Source organism: Kribbella capetownensis, assembly GCF_004331485.1.
Classification (GTDB): domain Bacteria; phylum Actinomycetota; class Actinomycetes; order Propionibacteriales; family Kribbellaceae; genus Kribbella; species Kribbella capetownensis.
This window is the reverse complement of the sequence record NZ_SJKD01000008.1, coordinates 322,547-344,878: the sequence shown is the minus strand read 5'-3', so window position 1 is coordinate 344,878 and position 22,332 is coordinate 322,547. Positions and strand designations below refer to the sequence as shown.

Below are 22,332 nucleotides of genomic sequence, written 5' to 3'. Positions count from 1 at the left end.
GGTGCCCAATCACCGAACTGCCGAACGATCTGCCGATCCTCGAGCGCGACGCCGTCCGTCTCGTCGTTCGTGACAGCAAGGACCGCATCCTGCTCTTCCACACGCGTGAGGTGACCGCGCCCGAGCTGGGCGAGTGGTGGGAGCTGCCCGGCGGCGGCATCGACGAGGGCGAGACCCCGCTGGACGCCGCGCTCCGCGAGCTGCGCGAGGAGACCGGGATCAAGGCGACCCCCGACCAGGTGAGTACGCCGACCTGGCGACGTACGGCGTCGTTCCGCCATCGCGACGTACGGCACCTCCAGCACGAGGTGGTGTGCGAGGTGAGGCTCGACGGGCCGGGACCGGACGTCGACGAGACCGAGCGGTTCGACTACGAGAAAGAGGACTACTTCGGCTTCCGCTGGTGGCCCATCGCCGACGTGGTGGCGAGTCAGGACGTGTTCTACCCGGGCAACCTGCCGGGGCTGCTGACGTCGTTCCTGGCCGGGGACGAGATCGACGAGCCGTTCGAACTCTGGTCCTAGACGTGCTGCAGGATCGCGCCGGCGGTGATCAGTAGGCAGATGCCGCCGTTGATGTACTTGTGTGAGTACAGGATCGCGACGAACTCGCGGATCGTTGCCGTCGGCCAGTAGTACGCCGCGGTCGGGGAGCCGACCACCTGCCCGTTCACCTTCGCCTTCCGCGCGGTGAGTGCGGCCCGGAAGGCGTGGAAGTTGTTCGTCACGATCAGGCAGCGGTACGCCGGCACCCGGCTCACCATCAGTTCCCGGCTGAAGGTCAGGTTCTCCGTCGTACTCGTCGACCGGTCCTCACGCAGGATCCGGTCCGCAGGCACACCCCCATCGATCAGGTACGACGCCATCGCGTGCGACTCGGGCACGTCCTCGTCGGGCCCCTGTCCGCCCGACGTGATGATCATCGGCGAGCGGCCCTTGCGGACAGCCCGCCCGTACACCTGCTTGGCCCGGTCCAGCCGGCTCGCCAGCAGTGGCGGGACGCGTGAGCCGCGCAGCCCGGACCCGAGAACGACGACGAAGTCGACCTTCCGGGACGAGCGCACCCGGCTGTAGACGAACGCGTAGGCGAGGAAACAGACGAACAGGAACGAGATGTAGGTCAGCACCCCGACCAGGATCGACCGGACCGCATCGAATGGTTCCCAGCTGAGCTGCTGGACCGCGATGCCGAAGATGACCAGCCCGATGATGCCGAGACCGGCGAGCAGCGACAGCAGGGTGGCCGGCCGGCGGCCCTCCCGGCGCAGCATCGTGACGCCGTTGATCACGAGGAAGATCGCGAGCACCACGATCGCCACCGGGATGGCGACCACGATCGCCAGCACCAGCCAGCGCGCGGCGGTGCCGCTGACGGAGTCGAGCGCGAAGATCACCCCGAGCCCGGCGAACATCAGCGTCAGGACCAGGAAGATCCCGTTGCGGAACAGCCGCCGGTCGTGCAGGAAGCTGAGCGCGAAGACGAGGAACCAGAACCCGGCGATTCCGAACGAGATGAGCATCGGGCGCCATCAAACCATCTGATGGCGCCCGATCGCTCACGCCAGGCTGGTCAGTGACGAGATCGAGGCCTTGTGCAGGTGGGTGATCGCGGTGCCGGTGGACAGGGCGCCTCCGACCCTTCGTGATGTGCGAGAGTCGTGGCGGGACCGGCGCGTGAGGAAGGTGTACTTCATGACAAATGTCACGAACTGGGCGGGGAACGTCAGCTTCGCGAGCGCGCTGCGGCGGCCGGGGTCGGTGGGCGAACTGCAGGAGATCGTGGCGTCGAGCGAGAAGGTGCGCGTGCTCGGCACCGGGCACTCGTTCAACCGGATCGCCGACACCACCGGCACATTGGTCAGCGTCGCGGACCTGTCGCAGGTGATCGAGGTCGGCGAGCGTGGGGTGACGGTCTCGGCCGGACTCCGGTACGGCGAGATCACGGCGGCTCTCGAGGCCCGAGGGCTCGCGCTGCACAACCTCGGTTCGCTGCCGCACATCTCGGTGGCCGGTGCCTGCTCCACCGGCACCCATGGCTCGGGCGACACGAACGGTCCGCTCGCGGATGCGGTCAACGCGATCACGTTCGTCGACGCGTCTGGCGAGCTCGTCACGCTGACCCGTGACGACCCGGACTTCGCCGGCGCGGTGGTCTCGCTCGGCGCGCTCGGTGTCACTGTCAGCCTCACGCTCGACGTCCAGCCGTCGTACCAGATCAGTCAGGTCGTGTACGACGGTCTGCCGGTGGAGCGGCTGGCCTCGGACTTCGCCGCGGTGATGGGCAGCGCGTACAGCGTCAGCGCCTTCACGGACTGGGTCGATCCGGACGTGATGGTGTGGCGCAAGCGGCGTGGCGACGCCCCGATCGAGGCGGAGTGGCTGGGCGCGAAGGTCGCCGACGGCCCCCGTCACCCGATCAAGGTGATGCCGGCCGACTACGCCACCCAGCAGGGCGGCGTACCGGGTCCGTGGAACGAGCGGCTGCCGCACTTCCGGCTCGAGTTCACCCCGAGCAACGGAGACGAACTGCAGTCCGAGTACTTCGTCCCGCGGGAGCGGGCGGCCGAGGCGTTCGACGTACTGCGGGCCCTGGGCAACCAATTCACGCCGGTCCTCCAGGTGTCCGAGGTACGAACGATCGCGGCCGACGAGCTGTGGTTGAGTCCGAGCCAGGGCCGGGACACGGTTGCGCTCCATTTCACCTGGATCCAGGACGAGGACGCCGTACGGCCGGTCGTGGCCGCGCTCGAGGAGGCGCTGGACTCGCTGGACGTGCGGCCGCACTGGGGCAAGGTCTTCGCCGCCGACGCCGCCTTGCTCCGGGCGCGTTATCCCAGGGTGCCCGACTTCATCGCACTCGCGGCGAAGTACGACCCCGCCGGCAAGTTCCGCAATCCCTACCTGGACACGTATCTACCCAGTGTCCCGTGAGTGGTGTAGCTCGACCACCGACAGCGGCAGATCCTCGATCCGGTACGACGGTGACGGTGCGCGCAGGAGGGTCCCGCTCACGTGGTGGGCGCTGTTGCTCAGCACGACCCGGCCCTGGTCGTTGACGATGGCAACCTTCCGGTGGGTCGCCCGTAGGCACGGCAGGATCGCCTTCTCGAAGGTGAACACCCGGACGTCCGCGCCGGCCACGCCGACGAACCGGTCGTCGACCACGACGGGCACGGTGAAGGTCAGGGTGTAGTCGTCGGTGCAGAGGTAGTCGACGTACGGGCCGGTGATGTGGCGACGGCCGGTGGTCCGCGGTACGTCGTACCAGGGCAGAGAGCCGTAGTCGTAGAAGTTCTCACCGCGCGGATCGGTGTCGACGATCAGGCGCTCGGCCGAACCGTTGCTCAGCATGAACCACTCCAGCCACCAGCGGGAGTCGGCCAACGTGTCGACGGCCGCGACGAATCCCGCGCCCTGGATCAGGCCGTCCGGATCCTCGAGCGCCGGGCCGACGAGCGTCGTGACCGCGCCCAGGTCGCCGCGCCGGACCGTCGGCTGATCGGTGAACACGGCACCGACGTCCGCGGCGATCCGGTCCGCGAGCCCGAAGGCCGCGCCGACCACCACCCCGACCTGCTCCAGGACGGCGTCGACTCCAGCATCTGGTGCAAGGTCCGTGCTCATCAGTCCTCCAGGGCCAGTCTGAGGTCGATCAGCCGCGCCGTCGAGTCTGCGACGCGCTCTTCCGCGGCCGTCCGTGCGGCATCGCCGTTGGTTCGCTCGATCGCCGCGACGACATCCCGGCAGCTCTGCACGGTCCGGCGGTGGCTCTCGTCGTCGCCGAACGCCAGCCAGAGCAGCGTGCCGACCTCGGCCTGCAGACTCACCTCGGCGCGGTAGAGCCGGGTGGACTGCGCGGTCGCGGCCACTTCGATGTGGAACTGCGCATCCGCGCGGCGACGGGCGCCGAGACCCTCGGCGTTCTCCAGGCTGTCGCACACCACGCCGAGGCGCTGTACGTCGTCCGGCGTCGCCCGCTCGGCCGCGAGTCTGGCCGCCGTACCCGCGATGGCGCTGTAGTGGTCGCCGAGATCGCGAAGCTGCGCGAGGCTCAACTCCTCCAGCCGGTCCCGGACGATCGCGGCGGACATCTCCTCCTGGGCCCGGACGAAGCTGCCACCGCCCCGCCCGCGCCGGGTGTGGATCAGGCCGCGCAACCGCAGTGACGACAGGGCCTCGCGCACCGTGGTGGTGGAGACGCCGAAGATGCCGGCCAGGTCGGACTCGCCCGGCAGTTGCTCCGAGTCCGGGAGCAGGCCCAGCGCGATCGCGTCGGTCAGGCGGCGCTCGACCAGTTCCGAGCGGCTCAGCGTCTCCAGCGGTGCGAACACCGCCGCCGCGCCACTGCCGTAGAACCGCAGCGCCATCCCGCCCCTGCCTTTCTCGGTCACCCGGACACAACTCCGGAACATTCGCACCGATCTCTTGAACTTTAACATCTGATTTCATATGTTTACGGCCACCAGAGACAGTCCCCGGCCACGGGAGTGTGCGCGATGCGAACTGTGCGGAATCTGATCAACGGAACCCCGCGAGACGCGCTCAGCGGCGCCACCAGCGAGCTCGTCGATCCGGCCACCGGCAAGGTCTTCGGTACGGCGCCACTGTCCGGCGACGAGGACGTGGACGCGGCGTACCGGGCGGCGGACGCCGCTGCGCCGGGCTGGGCCAGGGCGACTCCGAGCGAGCGGCAACGCGCACTGCTGCGGTTCGCCGACAGGGTCGAGGCGGAGGCGGAGGCCCTGGTCGCCGCCGAGTCGGAGAACACCGGCAAGCTGCTCGAGCTGACCCGCACCGAGGAACTCGACGTCATGGTCGACCAGTTGCGCTTCTTCGCGGGCGCAGCGCGGCTCCTCGAAGGCAAGTCCGCGGGTGAGTACCTGGCCGGTCACACGTCCTGGGTCCGCCGTGAGCCGATCGGTGTCGTCGGCCAGATCACGCCGTGGAACTACCCGATGATGATGGCGGTCTGGAAGTTCGGTCCGGCCCTTGCCGCGGGCAACACCGTGGTCCTGAAGCCGGCCGAGACCACCCCGGTGACGACGGTGATGCTCGCGGAGCTCGCGGCCGAGGTGCTGCCGCCTGGCGTGTTCAACGTCGTCTGTGGTGACCGTGCGACCGGGCAGGCCGTGGTTGCGCATCCGGTCCCAGGCCAGGTCAGCATCACCGGCTCGACCCGGGCCGGTTCCGAGGTCGCCAGTACGGCGGCTCTCGATCTCAAGCGCACGCACCTCGAACTCGGCGGCAAAGCACCGGCTGTCGTCTTCGCGGACGCGGACCTCGCCGCGGCGGTCGAGGCGATCGGGGTCGGTGGCTACTTCAACGCCGGCCAGGACTGTACGGCGGCCTGCCGGGTGATCGTCGACGCCTCGGTGCATGACGAGTTCGTGCAGACGCTGGTCGACTGGGCGCGGTCGAACGCGCGCCCGGGGCTCGCGAACGACGGCGACGCGCTGTTCGGGCCGCTGAACAGCAGCCTGCAGCTGGACCGGGTCCACGGCTTCCTGGCCCGCATGCCCGAGCACGGCTCGATCGCATTGGGTGGCGAGCGATCCGGAGGAGCCCTTGCCGACGGCTACTTCCTGGACGCGACCGTCGTCACTGGGCTGCGGCAGGACGACGAGATGATCCAGGACGAGGTGTTCGGTCCGGTCATCACTGTGCAGTCGTTCAGCGACGAGGACGAGGCCCTGCGGATGGCCAACGGCGTGCGCTTCGGTCTCGCGTCGAGTGTGTTCACCACCGACCACTCGCGGGCACTGCGGATGTCCGCGGCCCTCGACTTCGGCTGCGTCTGGATCAACACGCACATCCCGCTCGTGGCCGAGATGCCGCACGGCGGCTTCAAGCACTCCGGGCACGGCAAGGACCTGTCCCTGTACGGCGTCGAGGACTACACCCGGGTCAAGCACGTGATGTCGGCGATCGGATGACGAGCTTGGGTGAGCAGGTGACGACCCAGACGCCGCCGGACACGGCGGCGGCGGTCAGCCTGCGCGGCCTGCGGAAGACGTTCGGCGAGGTCGCCGCGGTCGACGGTGTCGACCTCGACCTGGCCGAGGGCGAGTTCTTCTCGATGCTCGGCCCGTCCGGCTCCGGCAAGACCACGGTGCTGCGGATGATCGCCGGCTTCGAGGAGCCCACCGCCGGCCGGATCCTGCTCGGGGGCGTCGACGTCACCGAGCGGCCGCCGTACGCGCGGGATGTGAACACGGTCTTCCAGGACTACGCGCTGTTCCCGCACATGAGTGTGTTGCAGAACGTCGAGTACGGGTTACGGGTGAAGGGTGTCGACCGGCGGTCGCGCCGTACCAGGGCTCTCGAGGCGCTGGAGACGGTCCGGCTGGAGGGGTTCGGGGACCGCCGGCCGAGCCAGCTGTCCGGTGGCCAGCGGCAACGAGTGGCGCTGGCCCGGGCCTTGGTGAACCGCCCGAAGCTGCTGTTGCTGGACGAGCCGCTCGGGGCCCTCGACCTGAAGCTGCGCCGGGAGATGCAGCTCGAGCTCAAGGCGTTGCAGCGTGATGTCGGCATCACCTTCGTGTTCGTCACCCACGACCAGGAGGAGGCGCTGACGATGAGCGACCGGATCGCCGTGTTCAACGGCGGCCGGATCGAGCAGCTGGCCGGTCCGGCCGAGCTGTACGAGCATCCGGCGAGCGCGTTCGTCGCCGGGTTCGTCGGTACCTCCAACCTGCTCGAGGGCGACGTCGCAGCGGCCGTCCTCGGTACGCCGGGCCTGTTCACCGTCCGGCCCGAGAAGATCGACATGCACACCCGGGACGCCGCCGCCGGCCCGGGGAGCTGTACCGCCACCGGTGTGGTCCGCGAAGTGGTGTACCTCGGCTCGGCCACGCAGGCCGTGGTCGACCTGGACGCCGGTGGCTCGCTGATCGTCCTGCAGCAGAACCGTTCCGTGCAGGACCAGCTCGCGCATCGGGGTGCGCAGGTCCGCCTCACCTGGCGCCGCGAACACACCGTCGAGATCGGCGGTTCCGCCTAGCAAGTCCCACCGCCCCAACCCTTTGGCAAGGAGCTTTCGATGAAGAGACTCAGTGCGGCGGCGAGCCTGGCAGTGCTCGCTCTGATCGTGGCAGCGTGCGGCACGTCCGGTGGTTCCGACGACAGCTCTGATGACGGGGCGGCCGGGACGAGCGGGTTCACCCCGCCGGACCTGAAGAAGCTCGACACGCTCGGAGCCGGGGAGGGCAAGCTCAGCGTGCTCGCCTGGCCCGGGTACGCCGAGGACGGCTCGAACGACCCGAAGGTGGACTGGGTCTCGTCGTTCGAGAAGGAGACCGGCTGCCAAGTCACGGTGAAGACGTTCGGTACGTCGGACGAGGCCGTCAGCCTGATGAAGACCGGGCAGTACGACGTGGTGTCGGCCTCCGGCGACGCGTCGTTGCGGCTGATCGCGGGCGGACAGGTGGAGCCCGTGAACACCGACCTGATCCCGAACTACGCCGACGTCTACCCGTTCCTGAAGGACCGGCCGTGGAACTCGGTGAAGGGCCAGATGTACGGCGTACCGCACGGGTACGGCGCGAACCTGCTGATGTGGCGGACGGACAAGGTGACGCCGGCGCCGACGTCGTGGGGCGTGGTCTTCGACGCCAACTCGCCGTACAAGGGTGCGGTGACGGCGTACGACTCGCCGATCTACATCGCCGACGCCGCGATGTACCTGATGGCGACGAAGCCTGACCTGGGGATCAAGAACCCGTACGCGCTGGACGAGAAGCAGTTCACCGCGACCGTGGATCTGCTCAAGCAGCAGAAGGCGCTGGTGTCGGAGTACTGGTCGGACTACCTCAAGGAGGTGCAGGCGTTCACCAGCGGCAACTCGGTGGTCGGCACCACCTGGCAGGTGATCGCGAACGTGGCGACCGGCGAGAAGGTCCCGGTGCAGGTGACGGTCCCGACCGAGGGCGTGACCGGCTGGTCCGACACCTGGATGCTGAGCGCGACCTCGAAGAACAAGAACTGCGGCTACCTGTGGATGAACCACATCGTCAGCCCGGAGGCGAACGCGGCTGTGGCCGAGTACTTCGGCGAGTCCCCGGCGAACGCGAAGGCTTGTGCGCAAACCGCGGACAAGAACCACTGCACCACGTTCCACGCCGGTGACGAGGCCTACTCGCAGAAGATCTGGTACTGGACCACCCCGATCGAGCAATGCCTGGACGGCCGGACCGACGTCAAGTGCACCGACTACAGCCGCTGGACCCAAGCCTGGACCCAGATCAAGGGATGATGAGCAGTCTTCATCGCCATCCGCGGGTTCGGTTGGGGTTGTTGCTGGGTCCGCCGATCTTGTGGCTTGGGGTTGCGTACCTGGGGGCGTTGGCGGCGTTGTTCGTCACCGCCCTCTGGTCGCAGAACAGCTTTACCGGGGTGATCGAGCGGGAGTGGACGCTGGACAGCTTCCGGACGCTGTTCACAGTCGAGGTGTACCGGACCATCGCCTTGCGCACGATCGGGGTCGCCCTTCTGGTGACCTTGATCGATGCGGTGGTCGCGTTCCCGATCGCGCTGTACATGTCGAAGGTGGCGCGTCCGGGGCTGCGCCGGTTCCTGCTGGTGGCGGTGCTGATGCCGTTGTGGGCCAGCTATCTGGTCAAGGCGTACGCGTGGCGTGGGATGTTCGCCGAAGGCGGCCTGGTGTCGTCGATGTTCGAGGCGGTCGGGCTGAAGTCGCCAGGGTTCGGCCTGACCGCGACGGTGGTCACGCTGGCCTACCTATGGCTGCCGTACATGATCCTGCCGATCTACGCCGGCCTCGAACGGCTGCCGGATTCGTTGCTGGAGGCCTCGGCCGATCTCGGTGCGAAGACCCCGCAGACGATCCGGCGGGTGATCCTGCCGGTGGTGGTGCCGGCCATGGTGGCCGGGTCGATCTTCACCTTCAGCCTGACGCTGGGCGACTACATCGCCGTCCGGATCGTCGGCGGCACCAATCAGTTGCTGGGCAACGTTGTGTACGACAACGTGGGTGCGGCCAACAACCTGCCGTTCGCGGCCGCGGTCGCCACCATCCCGGTCGTGGTGATGCTGGGGTACCTGGCCGCGGTACGTCGTACCGGAGCGATGGAGAGTCTGTGATGACGATCTCCGGACCGACGCGGATGGTGTTGAGGATCCTCACCATCGTGATCCTCGCGATCATCTACATCCCGTTGCTGTTGGTGCTGGTGAACTCGTTCAACGTGAACAAGACGTTCGCGTGGCCGCCGCGGGACTTCACGCTGGAGTGGTGGCGGCGCGCGGCCGAGAGCCAGGGTGCGCTGGATGCGCTCTGGGTGAGTGTGCGGGTCGGGCTGGTGGCGACAGTGATCGCGCTGGTGCTGGGGACGATGATCGCGTTCGCGCTGCAGCGGTTCAGCTTCTACGGGCGCGACTCGGTATCGCTGCTGGTGATCCTGCCGATCGCGCTGCCTGGCATCGTCACCGGGATCGCCCTGAACAACGCGTTCCGGACCATCTTCGGGTTCGAACTCGGGTTCGGCACGATCGTGATCGCGCACGCGACGTTCTGCATCGTGACGGTCTTCAACAACGTGATCGCGCGGCTGCGGCGCACCGGCGTACATCTGGAGCAGGCATCGGCCGACCTCGGTGCGTCCGGGTTCACGACCTTCCGCCTGGTCACGTTCCCGCTGATCCGGTCGGCGCTGCTGGCCGGCGGGCTGCTCGCGTTCGCGCTGTCGTTCGACGAGATCATCGTGACCACGTTCACGGCCGGCGCGAACCAGCAGACGCTGCCGATCTGGATCTTCAACAACCTGTTCCGGCCGAACCAGGCGCCGATCGTCAACGTGGTCGCGGCCGCGCTGATCGTGTTCTCGGTCATCCCGGTCTGGCTGGCACAGAAACTCTCGGGCGACGCGGAATCACTAGGAGCAGGACGATGACGGTGGGGCAGGAACGCAAGCTGGTCACGGAGATCCCCGGACCGCGCTCGGTCGAGTTGATGGCACGGGTACGGCGGTCCGTCGCGCGGGGGATCGGGATCGCGCTGCCAGTGTTCGTCACCGAGGCCGGTGGCGGGATCGTGGTGGATGCCGATGGCAACCAGCTGATCGATCTCGGCTCTGGGATCGCGGTGACGAACGTCGGCAACGCGGCACCGCAGGTGGTGAGCGCGGTGCAGGAGCAGGTGGCGCGGTTCACCCACACCTGCTTCATGGTCACGCCGTATGCCGGCTACCTCGAGGTGTGCGAGGCGCTGAACCGGATCACGCCCGGGGACCACGAGAAGCGGTCGGTGCTGCTGAACTCCGGTGCCGAGGCGGTCGAGAACGCGGTGAAGATCGCGCGCTCGCACACCCGGCGGAACGCGGTGGTGGTGTTCGACCACGGGTATCACGGGCGGACCAACCTGACCATGGCGATGACGGCGAAGAACGCGCCGTACAAGGACGGGTTCGGCCCGTTCGCGCCGGAGGTGTACCGGGTGCCGACGTCGTACCCGTATCGGGACGGCCTGAGTGGACCGGAGGCCGCGGCCCGGGCGGTGGCGTCGATCGAGAAGTACGTCGGTGCGTCGAACGTCGCGTGTGTGGTGATCGAACCGATCCACGGCGAGGGCGGGTTCGTCGTACCTGCTCCCGGGTTCTTGCCGGCGGTGGCCGAGTGGTGCCGTTCGGCTGGGGTGGTGTTCGTCGCGGACGAGATCCAGACCGGGTTCGGGCGGACCGGCGACCTGTTCGCGTGCTCGCACGAGGGCGTCGTACCTGATCTGATCACACTGGCGAAGGGCATCGCGGGCGGTCTGCCGCTGGCAGCCGTGACTGGGCGCGCGGAGATCATGGATGCGCCGCACGTGAGTGGTCTCGGCGGCACGTACGGCGGGAACCCGGTGGCATGTGCCGCGTCGCTGGCGGCGATCTCGATGATGGAAGCCGAGGACCTGCCGGCCCGGGCGCGGGAGATCGGCGAGATCATGCTGCCCGCGTTGCGCGATCTGGCGGCGCGACACCCGATCATCGGCGATGTCCGCGGGCGGGGCGCGATGATCGCCATCGAACTGGTCACGGCGTCCGGTGAGCCGGATCCGATCGCGACCGGGGAGATCGCGCGAGCGTGTCACGCGGAGGGGATGGTCGTGCTGACCGCGGGAACCTACGGCAACGTACTGCGCTTCCTGCCGCCGCTCGTGATGCCGCCCGAGCTTCTCCGCGAGGCTCTGAGCCTGCTCGCAAAGGTCTTCGACGCGCGGTAGGGCGTGTCGCGCGCATCACATCAAGGGGACCCAACCTCAAACCCTGTCGAGCCCATCATTGGCCTGTGGGGATCCTCGACAAAACTGTCACGACGACATTCGTTCTCCTGGCAGGGGTTGCCCTGGTCGGTGTCGCTACCGACCTCGCCGCAGTGGTCGCGCCGGACCACGCCAACGAGCTACACGCCTACGAGGCCGCGCCGCGCTGCCCGGCCGCCCTGTCCTGGGTCAACTCGACGAGGGCGACCGGGTGACCGGCACGATCTGGCGCGGCGAGCTGATCGAGATCGCGGCCAAAGGTGCCACCCAGACCGGAGACGCTCCGGGCGACGGGGTCGGAGCGGACATCCTTGCGCTGGTCCTGGCGACCAGCGGTGTGCTCGTGATGGTCGCCTGCGCCTGGCGGCTGCGACGCCGTCGCTCCGCCTCGACCCCCGCCATGGAAGCCACTTTCGTCCTGAGTATCGGAGTGCTCCTCGTAGGACTCGCCTCCGCGGTCGTGATGTTTGTTCTCGACGACTTCCTGCCGCCGAGCATGGGCGAGAACTTCGTGGTGTTCGCGGCCGTCTTCTGCGCCGGCGCTGCCTGGCTGACTGTCGCGGTACGCCGGGACCTCAAGAAGTCACCGGACCTCCCGGGCATCCCGATCTGAGTGCAGCTCGACAGGAGGTGCCGGGGCCGGCAGGCGCTCGCCACGCTCAGGGGAGCGTCTGCGATGAGTAGAACGCCCGACACTTCCTGTCGGCGTGCACATCAGGGGTCGATGGTGGTGGTGATGGTCCAGAGGAGGTTGCGGAGCACGCGACGGTCCTCGGGGCCGAGCTGGGCGAGGGCCCGGCGGCCGGCGCGGTCGTAGACCTCCTGGACCGTGTGGGCCAGCTCGACGCCGCGGTCGGTGAGTTCGATCGCGACCTGGCGGGCGTCGGTACTGTTCCTGACCCGGCGGACGAGGCCGGCAGCTTCCATCCGCTGGGTGGTTTTCGTTGCTGTCGGCACCTCGACGTCCAGGACCTTGGCCAGTTGAGCCACCGGGAGCGAGCCCAGATGCAGGAGCTTGGCAAGGACTAGCTCCTGGCCGGTGTGCAGTCCGGTGCCGGCCAGTTCTTCGGCGACCGCCTTCCGGGCGGCGCGGTCGGCGAACCGCAGCGCGATCAAGACATCAGCTTCACTGGCTGGTACTTCCGGAGGCCATTCGGTTTGATCGGTGCTCACATGTGGCTCCGTGGTAGGAACGGGTTGCGGGCGTCGTAGTCGCCGCTGTACTCGGTCGGGATCGCGGGCTCACCGCGGCTCAGCTGGCTGGCGTAGCGGGGCAGCTCGTCCCGCACCCTGAGGTGGTGCGCCTGGGACTCCTCCGGCGTGGTGCGGCCGACGATCTTGCCGGCTTCGACCAGCGGTTTGAGCAACTCGCGGTCGTCACCGTCGTCGACCGCTGGCTCGCCGACGCCGATCAGCTCGACCTCCGCGACCCCGCTGGCTGACCGGCGCCGCAGCGCGTACTTCCGGCCGCCGATGGAGATCTTGTCCGGGCTCTTCTTCGCCACCGGCACAAGCACTCCGTCCGCGGTCTCCCGCGCGACCAGCTTGTACACGAACCCGCAGGTCGGGTGGCCGCTGCCGGTCACGAGCGACGTACCCACGCCGTATCCGTCGACCGGAGCCGGGGCGAGCGCTGCGATCTGGAACTCGTCCAGGTCGCTGGTGACGATGATCCGGGTCTTGGTCGCCCCGAGAGCGTCCAGTTGCTCGCGGACCTGCCCGGCCAGGGACGGCAGATCGCCGGAGTCGAGCCGGACCGCGCCGAGCTCTGGGCCGGTGATGCTGATCGCGGTCCGGACCGCCTCGGCCACGTCGTACGTGTCCACCAGCAGGGTCGTCCCCTTGCCGAGGGCATCGATCTGGGAGGTGAACGCGTCCCGCTCGGTGTCGTGCAGCAGGGTGAACGAGTGTGCCGCCGTACCCGCGCTCGGGATGCCGTACCGGCGCGCGGCCTCCAGGTTCGAGGTGGTGGCGAAGCCTGCGATGTACGCCGACAGCGCGGCGGCGACCGCGGACTCCTCGTGGGTCCGGCGCGAGCCCATCTCGATACACGGCCGGCCACCGGCCCACCAGGTCATCCTCGATGCCGCCGAGGCGACCGCGGAATCGTGGTTCAGGATGGACAGGAACACGGTTTCCAGCAGCACCGCCTCGGCGAAACTGGCCTCCACCACCAGCACCGGCGAGCCGGGGAAGAAGATCTCCCCGTCGGCGTAACCGGAGATGTCGCCGGTGAACCGGTAGCCGGCCAGCCAGTCCCGGGTAGCCTGGTCGACGACACCCCGGTCGGCCAGGAATCCGATCGCCCGCTCGTCGAAGCGGAACCGCTCCAGCGCGTCCAGCAGCCGGTTCACGCCGGCGACCACGCCGTAGCGGCGCCCGTCGGGCAGCCGGCGGGCGAACAGCTCGAAGACCGAGCGGCGCTGCGCCGTGCCGTCGGCCAGGCTGGCCTGCAGCATGGTGAGCTCGTAGTGGTCCGTGAGGAGCGCGGTCGAGTGCGTCACAGGGGCAGCCTATTGCGAACCGTGACTCGATGATGGAGAGAATGGACTGGTGAGCACCGCACCAAGCGAACTCGAGAGCCCCGAGGTCGACGAGGCGATCGAGCTGAGCCCACCGTGGGTGACGATCGTCTGGAACGATCCGGTCAACCTGATGGACTACGTCACCTTCGTCTTCCAGACCTACTTCGGCTACTCCAAACACAAGGCGGAGAAGCTGATGCTGCAGGTGCACCAGGAGGGCAAGTCGGCGGTCTCGAACGGCAACCGCGAGGCGATGGAACGCGACGTGGAAGCGATGCACTCCTACGGCCTGTGGGCCACCTGCGAGAAGTCGTGACCCGGTTCCGCAAGCGCCGCAAGACCGTCGTCGTCAGTTTCGCCGAGCACGAGGCGGACATCCTGGCGAACCTGCTCCGCAACCTGGTCGAACTCCTGTACGACGGCCTGCCGCCGCGCGCCACCGAGTCCTCGGACCCGCTGGCCGCGCTCCTGGACAGCGACGGGCCGACCTCGCCGCCGGAGGACGTCGTACTCCAGCGGCTGCTGCCGGATGCGTACAAGGAGGACGACCAGGCGTCGGGTGAGTTCCGGCGGTTCACGGAGCGCGGTCTGCGCGACGGCAAGATCAGCGACGCGAAGCGGGTGCTGTCCGCGCTCGAGGAGTCCGGCGCGGACGAGATCGCACTGGAGCCCGACGAGCAGCTGTCCTGGCTGCGCGCGCTGAACGACCTCCGCCTGGCCATCGGCACCCGCCTGGACATCAAGGAAGAAGACGACTACTCCACCTGGGAAAAGCTCCCGGACGACGATCCGCGCCGCCTGACGTACGACCTGTACGACTGGCTGGGTTATCTCCAGTCCGCGCTCCTCCACAACATGCGCTGACACCCCCTCCGGCGCGCGAAAGGACACCGCCCTTCGGTGGCGGCTGATTGATGGCGCGCGGGCCCTGATCCGGACTGAGCATGATCGGCGAGACAAACCTCATTGCGGGTGGGTCGCCATGCGGGCCACGTCACGGCGCCTGGAGCATTCGCGGTGGACCTGAAGGACACCGCCGAGACGCCTTGGGCGTCCAGAGCTGAAGTCCGAACGACGCCATGGCGTCCATCTGCTCGTGAGCAGGTTGTTCTTGCCGGCGGTGTCCTTTGTCAGCTGCCGTGGGAGGCGGTGTCGGGGGCCCGTTTAGGATCGGCGGGTGGGTTATCCGATGAGTGGCGATGCTGAGCTGAGTGCTAGTCCTGACTTTCCGCGGGTTGAGCGGGAGGTGCTTGAGTACTGGGACAAGGATGGGACGTTCCTGGCCTCGGTGGAGCAGCGGGCGGCGGGGGAGGACGGGGCCAACGAGTTTGTCTTTTATGACGGGCCTCCGTTCGCCAACGGGTTGCCGCATTACGGGCATCTGCTGACGGGATATGTGAAGGACGTCGTACCGCGGTACCAGACGATGCGGGGACGTCGGGTGGAGCGGCGGTTCGGGTGGGATACGCATGGGTTGCCGGCCGAGCTAGAGGCCCAGCGGGTGCTGGGGCTGAGGACGAAGGCGGACATCCTCGAGCTCGGGATCGAGAAGTTCAACGAGGCGTGCCGGGCGTCGGTGCTGAAGTACACCGGTGAATGGCGCAGCTACGTCACCCGGCAGGCGCGTTGGGTCGACTTCGACCACGATTACAAAACGCTCAATCGCGACTACATGGAGTCGGTGATCTGGGCGTTCAAGACGCTGTACGACAAGGGCCTGGTGTATGAGGGCCTGCGGGTGCTGCCGTACTGCTGGAACGACGAGACTCCGCTGTCCAACCACGAGCTGCGGATGGACGACGACGTCTACCAGCAGCGCCAGGACCCGTCGGTGACGATCGCGGTGGAGCTGGAGACCGGTGAGCGTCTGCTCGCCTGGACCACCACGCCCTGGACCCTCCCGAGCAACCTCGCCATGGCCGTCGGCCCGGACGTCGACTACGTGGTGGTGAACGATGCCGAGGGCCGTCCGACGATCCTCGCCGAGGCGCGATTGGCGGCGTACGCCGGGACGCACGGCGACTTCGCCGGCCTCGGTGACGAGGTGCTCCGGCGGCTCAAGGGGTCCGAGCTGATCGGCCTGCGCTACACCCCGCTGTTCCCGTTCCTCGCGAACGCCGAGGTCTTCGGGACGGGCGAGGCGTACAAGGTCATCTCGGCCGAGCACGTCACCACCGACGAGGGCACCGGCGTCGTGCACATGGCTCCCGCGTACGGCGAGGAGGACCAGGTGGCCTGCGAGGCGGCAGGGATCCCCACCGTGCTGACCGTCGACGAAGGAGCCCGGTTCACGTCCGTGGTCCCGCCGTACCAGGGGATGCACGTGTTCGAGGCGAACCGGCCGATCATCCGGGACCTGCGGGCGGCCGGGGCACTGGTGCGCGAGGACAGCTACGTGCACAGCTACCCGCACTGCTGGCGGTGCCGGAACCCGCTGATCTACAAGGCGGTGTCGAGCTGGTTCGTCGAGGTGACCCGGATCCGGGACCGGATGGTCGAGCTGAACGAGCAGATCACCTGGGTGCCGGAGCATGTGAAGCACGGGCAGTTCGGGAAGTGGCTGTCGAACGCCCGGGACTGGTCGATCAGCCGGAACCGGTTCTGGGGCAGCCCGATCCCGGTCTGGCGTTCGGACGATCCGGCGTACCCGCGGATCGACGTCTACGGCTCGATCGAGGAGCTGGAGCGCGACTTCGGTGTCGCCGTCCCCGATCTGCACCGCCCGTACGTCGACCAGCTGACCCGGCCGAATCCGGACGACCCGACCGGGCGGTCCACGATGCGCCGCGTGTCCGACGTACTCGATGTGTGGTTCGACTCGGGGTCGATGAGTTTCGCGCAGGTGCACTACCCGTTCGAGAACACCGAGTGGTTCGAGCACCACTTCCCGGGCGACTTCATCGTCGAGTACATCGGCCAGACCCGCGGCTGGTTCTACACCCTGCACATCCTGTCCACGGCGCTGTTCGACCGGCCGGCGTTCTCGTCCTGCCTGAGTCACGGCATCGTGCTCGGGAACGACGGCCAGAAGATGAGCAAGTCGCTGCGGAACTACCCGGACGTGTCCGAGGTGTTCGACCGCGACGGCGCCGACGCGATGCGCTGGTTCCTGATGTCCAGCCCGATCCTGCGCGGCGGGAACCTGGTCGTCACCGAGGAAGGCATCCGGGACGGCGTCCGCCAGGTGATGATCCCGCTGTGGAACGCCTGGTACTTCTTCGCGCTCTACGCGAACGCCGCCGGGGCGACTGCGACCTGGTCGACCAGCTCCGAGGTGCTGCTGGACCGGTACGTGCTGGCCCGGCTGCGAGTGTTCGTCGCGGACGTCGAGGAGAAGCTGGACCGGTACGACGTCGCCTCGGCCTGCGACGCTGTGCTCAGCTACCTCGAGGTGTTGACGAACTGGTACATCCGCCGGTCCCGGGATCGTTTCTGGGACGAGTCGGGGGAGACGTTCCAGGACGCGGTGAACACGCTCTACACCGCGCTCGAGGTCGTGTGCCGGACGGCTGCGCCACTGCTGCCGCTCACGGTCGAGCAGGTCTGGCGCGGGCTGACCGGCGAGCGGTCGGTGCACCTGACCGACTGGCCGTCGGCCGACGAGCTCCCGGACGATCCCGAGCTGGTCGCGCGGATGGAACGGGTGCGCGAGGTGTGCTCGGTCGCGTCGTCGATCCGGAAGGCGGCGGGCATCCGCGGCCGGCAGCCGTTGCAGTCGCTGACGGTCGCGACGGCCCACGCAGAGGCGCTGAGGGCGTTGGTGCCGTTGATCGAGGACGAGGTCAACGTCCGTGGGGTCGTGCTGACGTCGGCGGATGCGGTGGACGCGCCGGTGTCGCAGCGGTTGACGGTCAACGCGCGGGCGGCCGGGCCGCGGCTGGGGCGTGATGTCCAGACGGTGATCAAGGCGTCGAAGAGCGGCGACTGGTCGGTCTCCGCGGACGGCGTGGTCGTTGCCGGGGGCATCGAGTTGGCCGAGGGCGAGTACACCCTGGAGACCACGCTGGCCGAGGGCGGTACGGCGAGCGGCCTGCTCTCCGGCGGCGGCTTCGTCGTACTCGACACGACGATCACGCCTGAGCTGGAGGCCGAGGGCACGGCTCGCGACGTGATCCGCTCGGTGCAGCAGGCGCGGCGGGACGCAGGCCTGCAGGTGACCGATCGGATGCGCTTGTCGGTGACGGCCGACGCTCGGACCATGCGGGCCGTCGAGGCGCATCGCGAGCTGATCATGGCCGAGACCCTCGCGACTGAGCTGGACGTCGCGGCGGGTCCCGAACTCCAGGTCGCGGTCACTGCCTAGGGTGAGGGCTATGGAGACGCGCAGGCTTGGTCGGACCGGTCGGGACGTGGGTGTGGTCGGGCTCGGCGCCTGGCAGTTGGGCGCCGACTGGGGCTCGGTCGACGAGAGCGATGCGCTCGCGGTACTGCGGGCCGCGATCGAGGGCGGTGTCACGTTCATCGACACCGCGGACGTGTACGGCGACGGCCGTAGCGAACGGCTGGTCGGTCAGGTCTTCAAGGAGTACGACGGCCTGACCGTCGCGACCAAGATGGGACGTCGCGTCGAGCAGGTGCCGTCGAACTACACGCTGGAGAACTTCCGCGCCTGGAACGACCGGTCCCGGCAGAACCTGGGCGTCGACACCATCGACCTGGTGCAGCTGCACTGCCCGCCGGCGCCGGTGTACTCGACCGACGAGGTGTTCGACGCGCTCGACTCGATGGTGGACGAGGGCAGGATGACGTCGTACGGCGTGAGCGTCGAGACCTGCGCCGAGGCGCTCACCGCGATCGCGCGGCCGAACGTGGCGTCGGTGCAGATCATCCTGAACGCGTTCCGGCTGAAGCCCCTCGACGAGGTGCTGCCTGCGGCGCAAGCGGCCGGCGTCGGCATCATCGCTCGTGTCCCGCTGGCGAGCGGGCTGCTGTCCGGCAAGTACGACGAGAACACCACGTTCTCGGCCGACGACCATCGCACCTACAACCGCCACGGCGAGGCCTTCGACGTCGGCGAGACCTTCTCCGGCGTCGACTTCGGCACCGGTCTGGAGGCCGTCCGCCGCCTGATGCCCTGGCTGCCCGCCGGCGTCACGATGGCCCAGTTCGCGCTCCGCTGGATCCTCGACCAGCCAGGTGTGAGCGTCGTCATCCCCGGCGCCCGCAACCCGGCCCAGGTGGCCGGCAACCTGGCCGCGGCAAGCCTTTCCCCGCTCACCGCGGACCAGTCGGCCGCCGTCCAGGCGACGTACGACGAGCTGATCCGGCCACAAATCCACCACCGCTGGTAGCGCTCTGTCCGCATAATGGACCGACTCCCGGGTTGGCGGGCCGGGTCCGGCGGTCGCCGTACCGTGGTCTCGTGTTGATCATCGAGAAGCCCACGTACGACGCGATCGTCGAGCATGCCCGCCGGGACCACCCGGACGAGGCCTGTGGCGTGGTCGCGGGGCCGGCCGGGTCGGACCGGGCGGTGCGGTTGGTGCCGATGCTCAACGCGGCGATGTCGCCGACGTTCTACGAGTTCGACTCGGGCGATCTGCTCCGGCTCTACAAGGAGATGGACGAGCGGGACGAGGAGCCGGTCGTGATCTACCACTCGCACACCGCCACCGAGGCGTACCCGTCACGCACCGACATCACCCTGGCCCAGGAGCCCGGCGCCCACTACGTGCTGGTGTCGACCCGGGACGGCGCCGATTCCCCGGCGTACGACGGGCCGGTCGAGTTCCGGTCGTACCGGATCATCGACGGCGAGGTCGTGGAAGAAGAAGTACGCGTGGTGGGTTCTTATGAGGAAACAAAAGGAGACAACTGATATGGCGATCGAGCTGCGCGTGCCGACGATCTTGCGCACGTACACCGGCGGCGAGAAGGCGGTGAACGGGGACGGCGCCACGCTGGCCGAGTTCATCGACAACGTGAACGGTGCCCACCCGGGCCTGAAGGAGCGCATCGTCGAGGGCGAGCCGGAGGAGCTGCGCCGGTTCGTGAACGTCTACGTCAACGACGAGGACGTCCGGTTCACCGGCGGCCTGAAGACCGGCGTGAAGGACGGCGACGTGGTCGTCGTACTGCCCGCGGTGGCCGGCGGCTGAGCATGCGTTTCGACAGTCTGCTCGACTCGGTCGGGGGCACACCGCTGGTCGGTCTGCCCCGGCTGTCGCCGTCGGCGGACGTCCGGTTGTGGGCCAAGCTGGAGGACCACAACCCGACCGGTTCGATCAAGGACCGGGCGGCGCTGCGGATGCTGCTGGACGCCGAGAAGGACGGCCGGCTGCGGCCCGGCACCACGATCCTCGAACCGACGTCGGGCAACACCGGCATCTCGCTGGCGATGGCGGCCAAGCTGCGCGGCTACCGGATGGTCTGCGTGATGCCGGAGAACACCTCCGAGGAACGCCGCCAGATCCTGCGGATGTGGGGGGTCGAGATCATCTCCTCCCCGGCCGCGGGTGGGTCGAACGAGGCGGTCCGGGTGGCCAAGCAGGTCGCCGAGGAGCACCCGGACTGGGTGATGCTCTACCAGTACGGCAACCCGTCCAACGCCGCCGCGCACTACGACGGCACCGCGCGCGAGATCCTCGCCGATCTGCCGTCCGTCACCCACTTCGTGGCCGGCCTCGGCACCACCGGCACGCTGATGGGCGCGGGCCGCTTCTTCCGCGAGCACAAGCCCGAGGTGCGTATCGTCGCGGCCGAGCCGCGGTACGGCGAACTCGTCTACGGACTGCGCAATCTGGACGAGGGGTTCGTGCCCGAGCTGTACGACGAGACGTTGATCGACGCCCGGTTCTCGGTCGGCCCGCGCGACGCCGTACGCCGGGTCCGTGAGCTGCTGGACAACGAGGGGATCTTCGCGGGGATCTCCACCGGCGCGATCCTGCACGCGGCGCTCGGCCAGGCAGCGAAATGCGTCCGCGAGGGCGAGACCGCGGATATCGCGTTCGTGGTCGCGGACGGTGGCTGGAAGTACCTGTCCACCGGTGCCTACGAGGGCACGATCGACGAGGCGGAGGACCGCCTCGAGGGTCAGCTCTGGGCCTGAGGTGGAGCTGAGCACCGGCGGGCGGAGGGCCGGGACTCAGGGGTGTGCCGGGTGTTGTTGCTGCCGGCACTTGATCGTGACTAGGTCATGTCCGCCTACGGTTGCTTGAAGAGGACCTTGCGTCCCAGCCGGGGATGAACGCCGCGGCCCTTGCAGCTGTTGCAGGGGCGTTGGGCGTAGCTGAAGAGTGCGCCGCGGTGCCGTCCGGCGCCTTTGCAACGGTTGCATTTGGCGTTCGGGTGCAGCGACAGCGAGACGACGTACAAGACGAACGCCGCCATGGCCAGCACCACCAGCATCCCGGTCGGCCCGAGGGCCGCCACGATGTCCCCGGTGGTGCTGTGCGTGTCCGCAGCCTGGCCCGCCGTGGCCTCGTTGGGTTGCGGATTCGGTGCGGCGGTGGTGACCAGCACCACCGCGATCTGGTGCGCCAGTGTCATGGCATCACGAAGGGCGGTCGAGCAAACATCGCTCCAGAGTGGCGCCCATCACGTGAAAAGGCAATTCCGCAGAGTAAAGATGTGGATAACTCCGGCGTGTCGGATCGCTTGGTTAGGTAAGGCTGGCTTCCGAACTGCCCGCGATCAGACCTGTATAAGCTCTGCCTGTGGCTGACGCACCGGTGGGGATCTTCGATTCAGGCTTCGGCGGTCTCACCGTCGCCCGCGCGGTGCTCGACCAGTTGCCGCACGAGCCGATCCTGTACCTCGGCGACACCGCCCGGCAGCCGTACGGCCCGAAGCCGATCGCCGAGGTCCGCGAGTATGCGCTGGAGTGCCTCGATCACCTGGTCGAGGCCGGTGTGAAGATGCTCGTCATCGCCTGCAACTCGGCCAGTGCCGCGATGCTGCGCGACGCCCGCGAACGGTACGACGTACCCGTCGTGGAAGTGATCCTGCCGGCCGCGCGCCGGGCCGTGGCCGCGACCCGGAACCAACGCGTCGGCGTGATCTGCACCCGGGCGACGGCGGCGTCGCTCGCCTACGAGGACGGGTTCGCGGCCGCGCCGCAGGTGGAGCTGTTCACCCGTGCCTGCCCGGATTTCGTCGACTTCGTCGAGTCCGGAGTGACGTCCGGGCCTGAGCTTCTCGAGGCCGCGCACGAGTACCTCGATCCGCTGGTCGAAGCCGGCGTCGACACGCTGATCCTCGGCTGCACGCACTATCCGTTGCTCACGGGCGTGATCTCGTACGTGATGGGCGACAACGTCACGCTGGTGAGCAGCGCCGAGGAGTGCGCCAAGGACGTGTACGGCGTACTCACCAAGACCGGACTGCTCCGCGCGGACAACCTGCCCGAGCCGCGGCACCGCTTCGTCACCACCGGCAGCCCGGCCGAGTTCGCCGCCATTGGCTCTCGCTTCCTCGGGCCGGTGCTGTCCGCGGTCGACCAGTTCGCGTGGGTCCGCTAGCGGGTCTGTTGTCCAGGGCACCGGATCACGGCGTGATGTGCGCGAAATCACTGCCAGGCAACTGGATCCGATGATCCCCGACGCGACTCGCG

The 22,332-nt window shown here is 68.4% G+C and carries 24 protein-coding genes; 18 read left to right on the top strand and 6 right to left on the bottom strand.

Annotation, left to right across the window (positions count from 1 at the left end):
• The first annotated feature begins 8 nt into the window (after positions 1 to 8).
• On the top strand, positions 9 to 524 hold the full coding sequence (locus E0H75_RS32405) for an NUDIX hydrolase (protein WP_131517503.1): 516 nt from the start codon (positions 9 to 11) through the stop codon (positions 522 to 524).
• Here E0H75_RS32405 and E0H75_RS32400 read toward each other — a convergent pair.
• Complete coding sequence (locus E0H75_RS32400) at positions 521 to 1,519, bottom strand: YdcF family protein (protein WP_131517502.1); 999 nt, start codon at positions 1,517 to 1,519, stop codon at positions 521 to 523. The genes E0H75_RS32405 and E0H75_RS32400 overlap by 4 nt on opposite strands.
• A gap of 172 nt (positions 1,520 to 1,691) precedes the next feature.
• Here E0H75_RS32400 and E0H75_RS32395 point away from each other — a divergent pair, with 172 nt between their 5' ends.
• Entirely contained in the window at positions 1,692 to 2,930 is a 1,239-nt protein-coding gene (locus E0H75_RS32395; RefSeq protein WP_131517501.1) for a D-arabinono-1,4-lactone oxidase, read from the top strand.
• Here E0H75_RS32395 and E0H75_RS32390 read toward each other — a convergent pair.
• Together E0H75_RS32390 and E0H75_RS32385 are read right to left on the bottom strand one after the other, a co-directional pair.
• The gene (locus E0H75_RS32390) at positions 2,913 to 3,623 is read right to left on the bottom strand and encodes a cache domain-containing protein (RefSeq protein ID WP_131517500.1); all 711 of its coding nucleotides are present in this window, start codon (positions 3,621 to 3,623) and stop codon (positions 2,913 to 2,915) included. The genes E0H75_RS32395 and E0H75_RS32390 overlap by 18 nt on opposite strands.
• Positions 3,623 to 4,366, bottom strand: a complete 744-nt coding sequence (locus E0H75_RS32385; RefSeq protein WP_131517628.1) for a FadR/GntR family transcriptional regulator — start codon at positions 4,364 to 4,366, stop codon at positions 3,623 to 3,625. The genes E0H75_RS32390 and E0H75_RS32385 overlap by 1 nt, the downstream gene beginning before the upstream one ends.
• Before the next feature lie 129 nt (positions 4,367 to 4,495).
• Between E0H75_RS32385 and E0H75_RS32380 the strand changes: the two genes are divergently transcribed.
• From E0H75_RS32380 to E0H75_RS32345, 8 genes are all read left to right on the top strand, one after another.
• Entirely contained in the window at positions 4,496 to 5,932 is a 1,437-nt protein-coding gene (locus E0H75_RS32380) for an aminobutyraldehyde dehydrogenase (RefSeq protein ID WP_202873285.1), read from the top strand.
• Between the two features lie 17 nt (positions 5,933 to 5,949).
• The gene (locus E0H75_RS32375) at positions 5,950 to 6,999 is read left to right on the top strand and encodes an ABC transporter ATP-binding protein (protein ID WP_238163384.1); all 1,050 of its coding nucleotides are present in this window, start codon (positions 5,950 to 5,952) and stop codon (positions 6,997 to 6,999) included.
• 39 nt (positions 7,000 to 7,038) lie between these two features.
• A complete protein-coding gene (locus tag E0H75_RS32370; RefSeq protein ID WP_131517497.1) occupies positions 7,039 to 8,250 on the top strand; it encodes an ABC transporter substrate-binding protein in 1,212 nt (403 codons plus the stop codon).
• Positions 8,250 to 9,098 (top strand): ABC transporter permease, encoded by an 849-nt coding sequence (locus E0H75_RS32365; RefSeq protein ID WP_202873284.1) that lies wholly within the window; start codon positions 8,250 to 8,252, stop codon positions 9,096 to 9,098. Before E0H75_RS32370 ends, E0H75_RS32365 begins: the two co-directional genes overlap by 1 nt.
• The gene (locus tag E0H75_RS32360; protein WP_131517495.1) at positions 9,098 to 9,907 is read left to right on the top strand and encodes an ABC transporter permease; all 810 of its coding nucleotides are present in this window, start codon (positions 9,098 to 9,100) and stop codon (positions 9,905 to 9,907) included. The genes E0H75_RS32365 and E0H75_RS32360 overlap by 1 nt, the downstream gene beginning before the upstream one ends.
• The gene (gene gabT / locus E0H75_RS32355) at positions 9,904 to 11,217 is read left to right on the top strand and encodes a 4-aminobutyrate--2-oxoglutarate transaminase (protein WP_131517494.1); all 1,314 of its coding nucleotides are present in this window, start codon (positions 9,904 to 9,906) and stop codon (positions 11,215 to 11,217) included. Before E0H75_RS32360 ends, gabT begins: the two co-directional genes overlap by 4 nt.
• Positions 11,218 to 11,282: 65 nt before the next feature.
• Complete coding sequence (locus E0H75_RS32350; RefSeq protein WP_131517493.1) at positions 11,283 to 11,471, top strand: hypothetical protein; 189 nt, start codon at positions 11,283 to 11,285, stop codon at positions 11,469 to 11,471.
• Complete coding sequence (locus E0H75_RS32345; RefSeq protein WP_131517492.1) at positions 11,468 to 11,869, top strand: hypothetical protein; 402 nt, start codon at positions 11,468 to 11,470, stop codon at positions 11,867 to 11,869. The genes E0H75_RS32350 and E0H75_RS32345 overlap by 4 nt, the downstream gene beginning before the upstream one ends.
• Before the next feature lie 101 nt (positions 11,870 to 11,970).
• Here E0H75_RS32345 and E0H75_RS32340 read toward each other — a convergent pair whose 3' ends face one another.
• Together E0H75_RS32340 and E0H75_RS32335 are read right to left on the bottom strand one after the other, a co-directional pair.
• Entirely contained in the window at positions 11,971 to 12,372 is a 402-nt protein-coding gene (locus tag E0H75_RS32340; protein ID WP_238163383.1) for a MarR family winged helix-turn-helix transcriptional regulator, read from the bottom strand.
• Between the two features lie 53 nt (positions 12,373 to 12,425).
• Positions 12,426 to 13,715 carry a nicotinate phosphoribosyltransferase gene (locus tag E0H75_RS32335; RefSeq protein ID WP_238163406.1) on the bottom strand — a complete coding sequence of 430 codons (1,290 nt, stop codon included), beginning with the start codon at positions 13,713 to 13,715 and terminating at the stop codon, positions 12,426 to 12,428.
• Positions 13,716 to 13,809: 94 nt separating this feature from the next.
• On the opposite strand from E0H75_RS32335, the gene clpS reads away from it, so the two are divergent.
• The 7 genes from clpS to E0H75_RS32300 all read left to right on the top strand — a co-directional run bounded on the left by clpS (position 13,810) and on the right by E0H75_RS32300 (position 20,829).
• Positions 13,810 to 14,097 carry an ATP-dependent Clp protease adapter ClpS gene (gene clpS / locus E0H75_RS32330; protein ID WP_131361796.1) on the top strand — a complete coding sequence of 96 codons (288 nt, stop codon included), beginning with the start codon at positions 13,810 to 13,812 and terminating at the stop codon, positions 14,095 to 14,097.
• Entirely contained in the window at positions 14,094 to 14,645 is a 552-nt protein-coding gene (locus E0H75_RS32325) for a DUF2017 domain-containing protein (RefSeq protein WP_131517489.1), read from the top strand. The genes clpS and E0H75_RS32325 overlap by 4 nt, the downstream gene beginning before the upstream one ends.
• Before the next feature lie 325 nt (positions 14,646 to 14,970).
• A complete protein-coding gene (gene ileS / locus E0H75_RS32320; RefSeq protein ID WP_131517488.1) occupies positions 14,971 to 18,084 on the top strand; it encodes an isoleucine--tRNA ligase in 3,114 nt (1,037 codons plus the stop codon).
• Positions 18,085 to 18,094: 10 nt separating this feature from the next.
• A complete protein-coding gene (locus E0H75_RS32315) occupies positions 18,095 to 19,072 on the top strand; it encodes an aldo/keto reductase (RefSeq protein ID WP_131517487.1) in 978 nt (325 codons plus the stop codon).
• A 71-nt stretch (positions 19,073 to 19,143) separates the two neighbouring features.
• The gene (locus E0H75_RS32310) at positions 19,144 to 19,599 is read left to right on the top strand and encodes a M67 family metallopeptidase (RefSeq protein WP_131517486.1); all 456 of its coding nucleotides are present in this window, start codon (positions 19,144 to 19,146) and stop codon (positions 19,597 to 19,599) included.
• Position 19,600: 1 nt separating this feature from the next.
• Positions 19,601 to 19,879 (top strand): MoaD/ThiS family protein, encoded by a 279-nt coding sequence (locus E0H75_RS32305; protein ID WP_131517485.1) that lies wholly within the window; start codon positions 19,601 to 19,603, stop codon positions 19,877 to 19,879.
• 2 nt (positions 19,880 to 19,881) lie between these two features.
• The gene (locus E0H75_RS32300; protein WP_131361802.1) at positions 19,882 to 20,829 is read left to right on the top strand and encodes a PLP-dependent cysteine synthase family protein; all 948 of its coding nucleotides are present in this window, start codon (positions 19,882 to 19,884) and stop codon (positions 20,827 to 20,829) included.
• 95 nt (positions 20,830 to 20,924) lie between these two features.
• Here the strand turns inward: E0H75_RS32300 and E0H75_RS32295 are convergent, their stop codons facing one another.
• Positions 20,925 to 21,269, bottom strand: coding sequence for a zinc finger-like domain-containing protein (locus E0H75_RS32295; protein WP_131517484.1), 345 nt, complete (start codon positions 21,267 to 21,269; stop codon positions 20,925 to 20,927).
• Between the two features lie 167 nt (positions 21,270 to 21,436).
• On the opposite strand from E0H75_RS32295, the gene murI reads away from it, so the two are divergent.
• Entirely contained in the window at positions 21,437 to 22,240 is an 804-nt protein-coding gene (gene murI / locus E0H75_RS32290; protein ID WP_131517483.1) for a glutamate racemase, read from the top strand.
• The last annotated feature ends 92 nt before the right edge of the window (positions 22,241 to 22,332 follow it).

Bases quoted from the DNA above. Each gene is read 5' to 3' on its own strand.
- E0H75_RS32400 (WP_131517502.1), bottom strand. From the start codon at position 1,519: ATGCTCATCTCGTTCGGAATCGCCGGGTTCTGGTTCCTCGTCTTCGCG.
- E0H75_RS32395 (WP_131517501.1), top strand. From the start codon at position 1,692: ATGACAAATGTCACGAACTGGGCGGGGAACGTCAGCTTCGCGAGCGCG.
- E0H75_RS32390 (WP_131517500.1), bottom strand. From the start codon at position 3,623: ATGAGCACGGACCTTGCACCAGATGCTGGAGTCGACGCCGTCCTGGAG.
- E0H75_RS32385 (WP_131517628.1), bottom strand. From the start codon at position 4,366: ATGGCGCTGCGGTTCTACGGCAGTGGCGCGGCGGCGGTGTTCGCACCG.
- E0H75_RS32380 (WP_202873285.1), top strand. From the start codon at position 4,496: ATGCGAACTGTGCGGAATCTGATCAACGGAACCCCGCGAGACGCGCTC.
- E0H75_RS32370 (WP_131517497.1), top strand. From the start codon at position 7,039: ATGAAGAGACTCAGTGCGGCGGCGAGCCTGGCAGTGCTCGCTCTGATC.
- E0H75_RS32365 (WP_202873284.1), top strand. From the start codon at position 8,250: ATGAGCAGTCTTCATCGCCATCCGCGGGTTCGGTTGGGGTTGTTGCTG.
- E0H75_RS32360 (WP_131517495.1), top strand. From the start codon at position 9,098: ATGACGATCTCCGGACCGACGCGGATGGTGTTGAGGATCCTCACCATC.
- gabT (WP_131517494.1), top strand. From the start codon at position 9,904: ATGACGGTGGGGCAGGAACGCAAGCTGGTCACGGAGATCCCCGGACCG.
- E0H75_RS32335 (WP_238163406.1), bottom strand. From the start codon at position 13,715: ATGCTGCAGGCCAGCCTGGCCGACGGCACGGCGCAGCGCCGCTCGGTC.
- ileS (WP_131517488.1), top strand. From the start codon at position 14,971: ATGAGTGGCGATGCTGAGCTGAGTGCTAGTCCTGACTTTCCGCGGGTT.
- E0H75_RS32315 (WP_131517487.1), top strand. From the start codon at position 18,095: ATGGAGACGCGCAGGCTTGGTCGGACCGGTCGGGACGTGGGTGTGGTC.
- E0H75_RS32305 (WP_131517485.1), top strand. From the start codon at position 19,601: ATGGCGATCGAGCTGCGCGTGCCGACGATCTTGCGCACGTACACCGGC.
- E0H75_RS32300 (WP_131361802.1), top strand. From the start codon at position 19,882: ATGCGTTTCGACAGTCTGCTCGACTCGGTCGGGGGCACACCGCTGGTC.
- E0H75_RS32295 (WP_131517484.1), bottom strand. From the start codon at position 21,269: ATGACACTGGCGCACCAGATCGCGGTGGTGCTGGTCACCACCGCCGCA.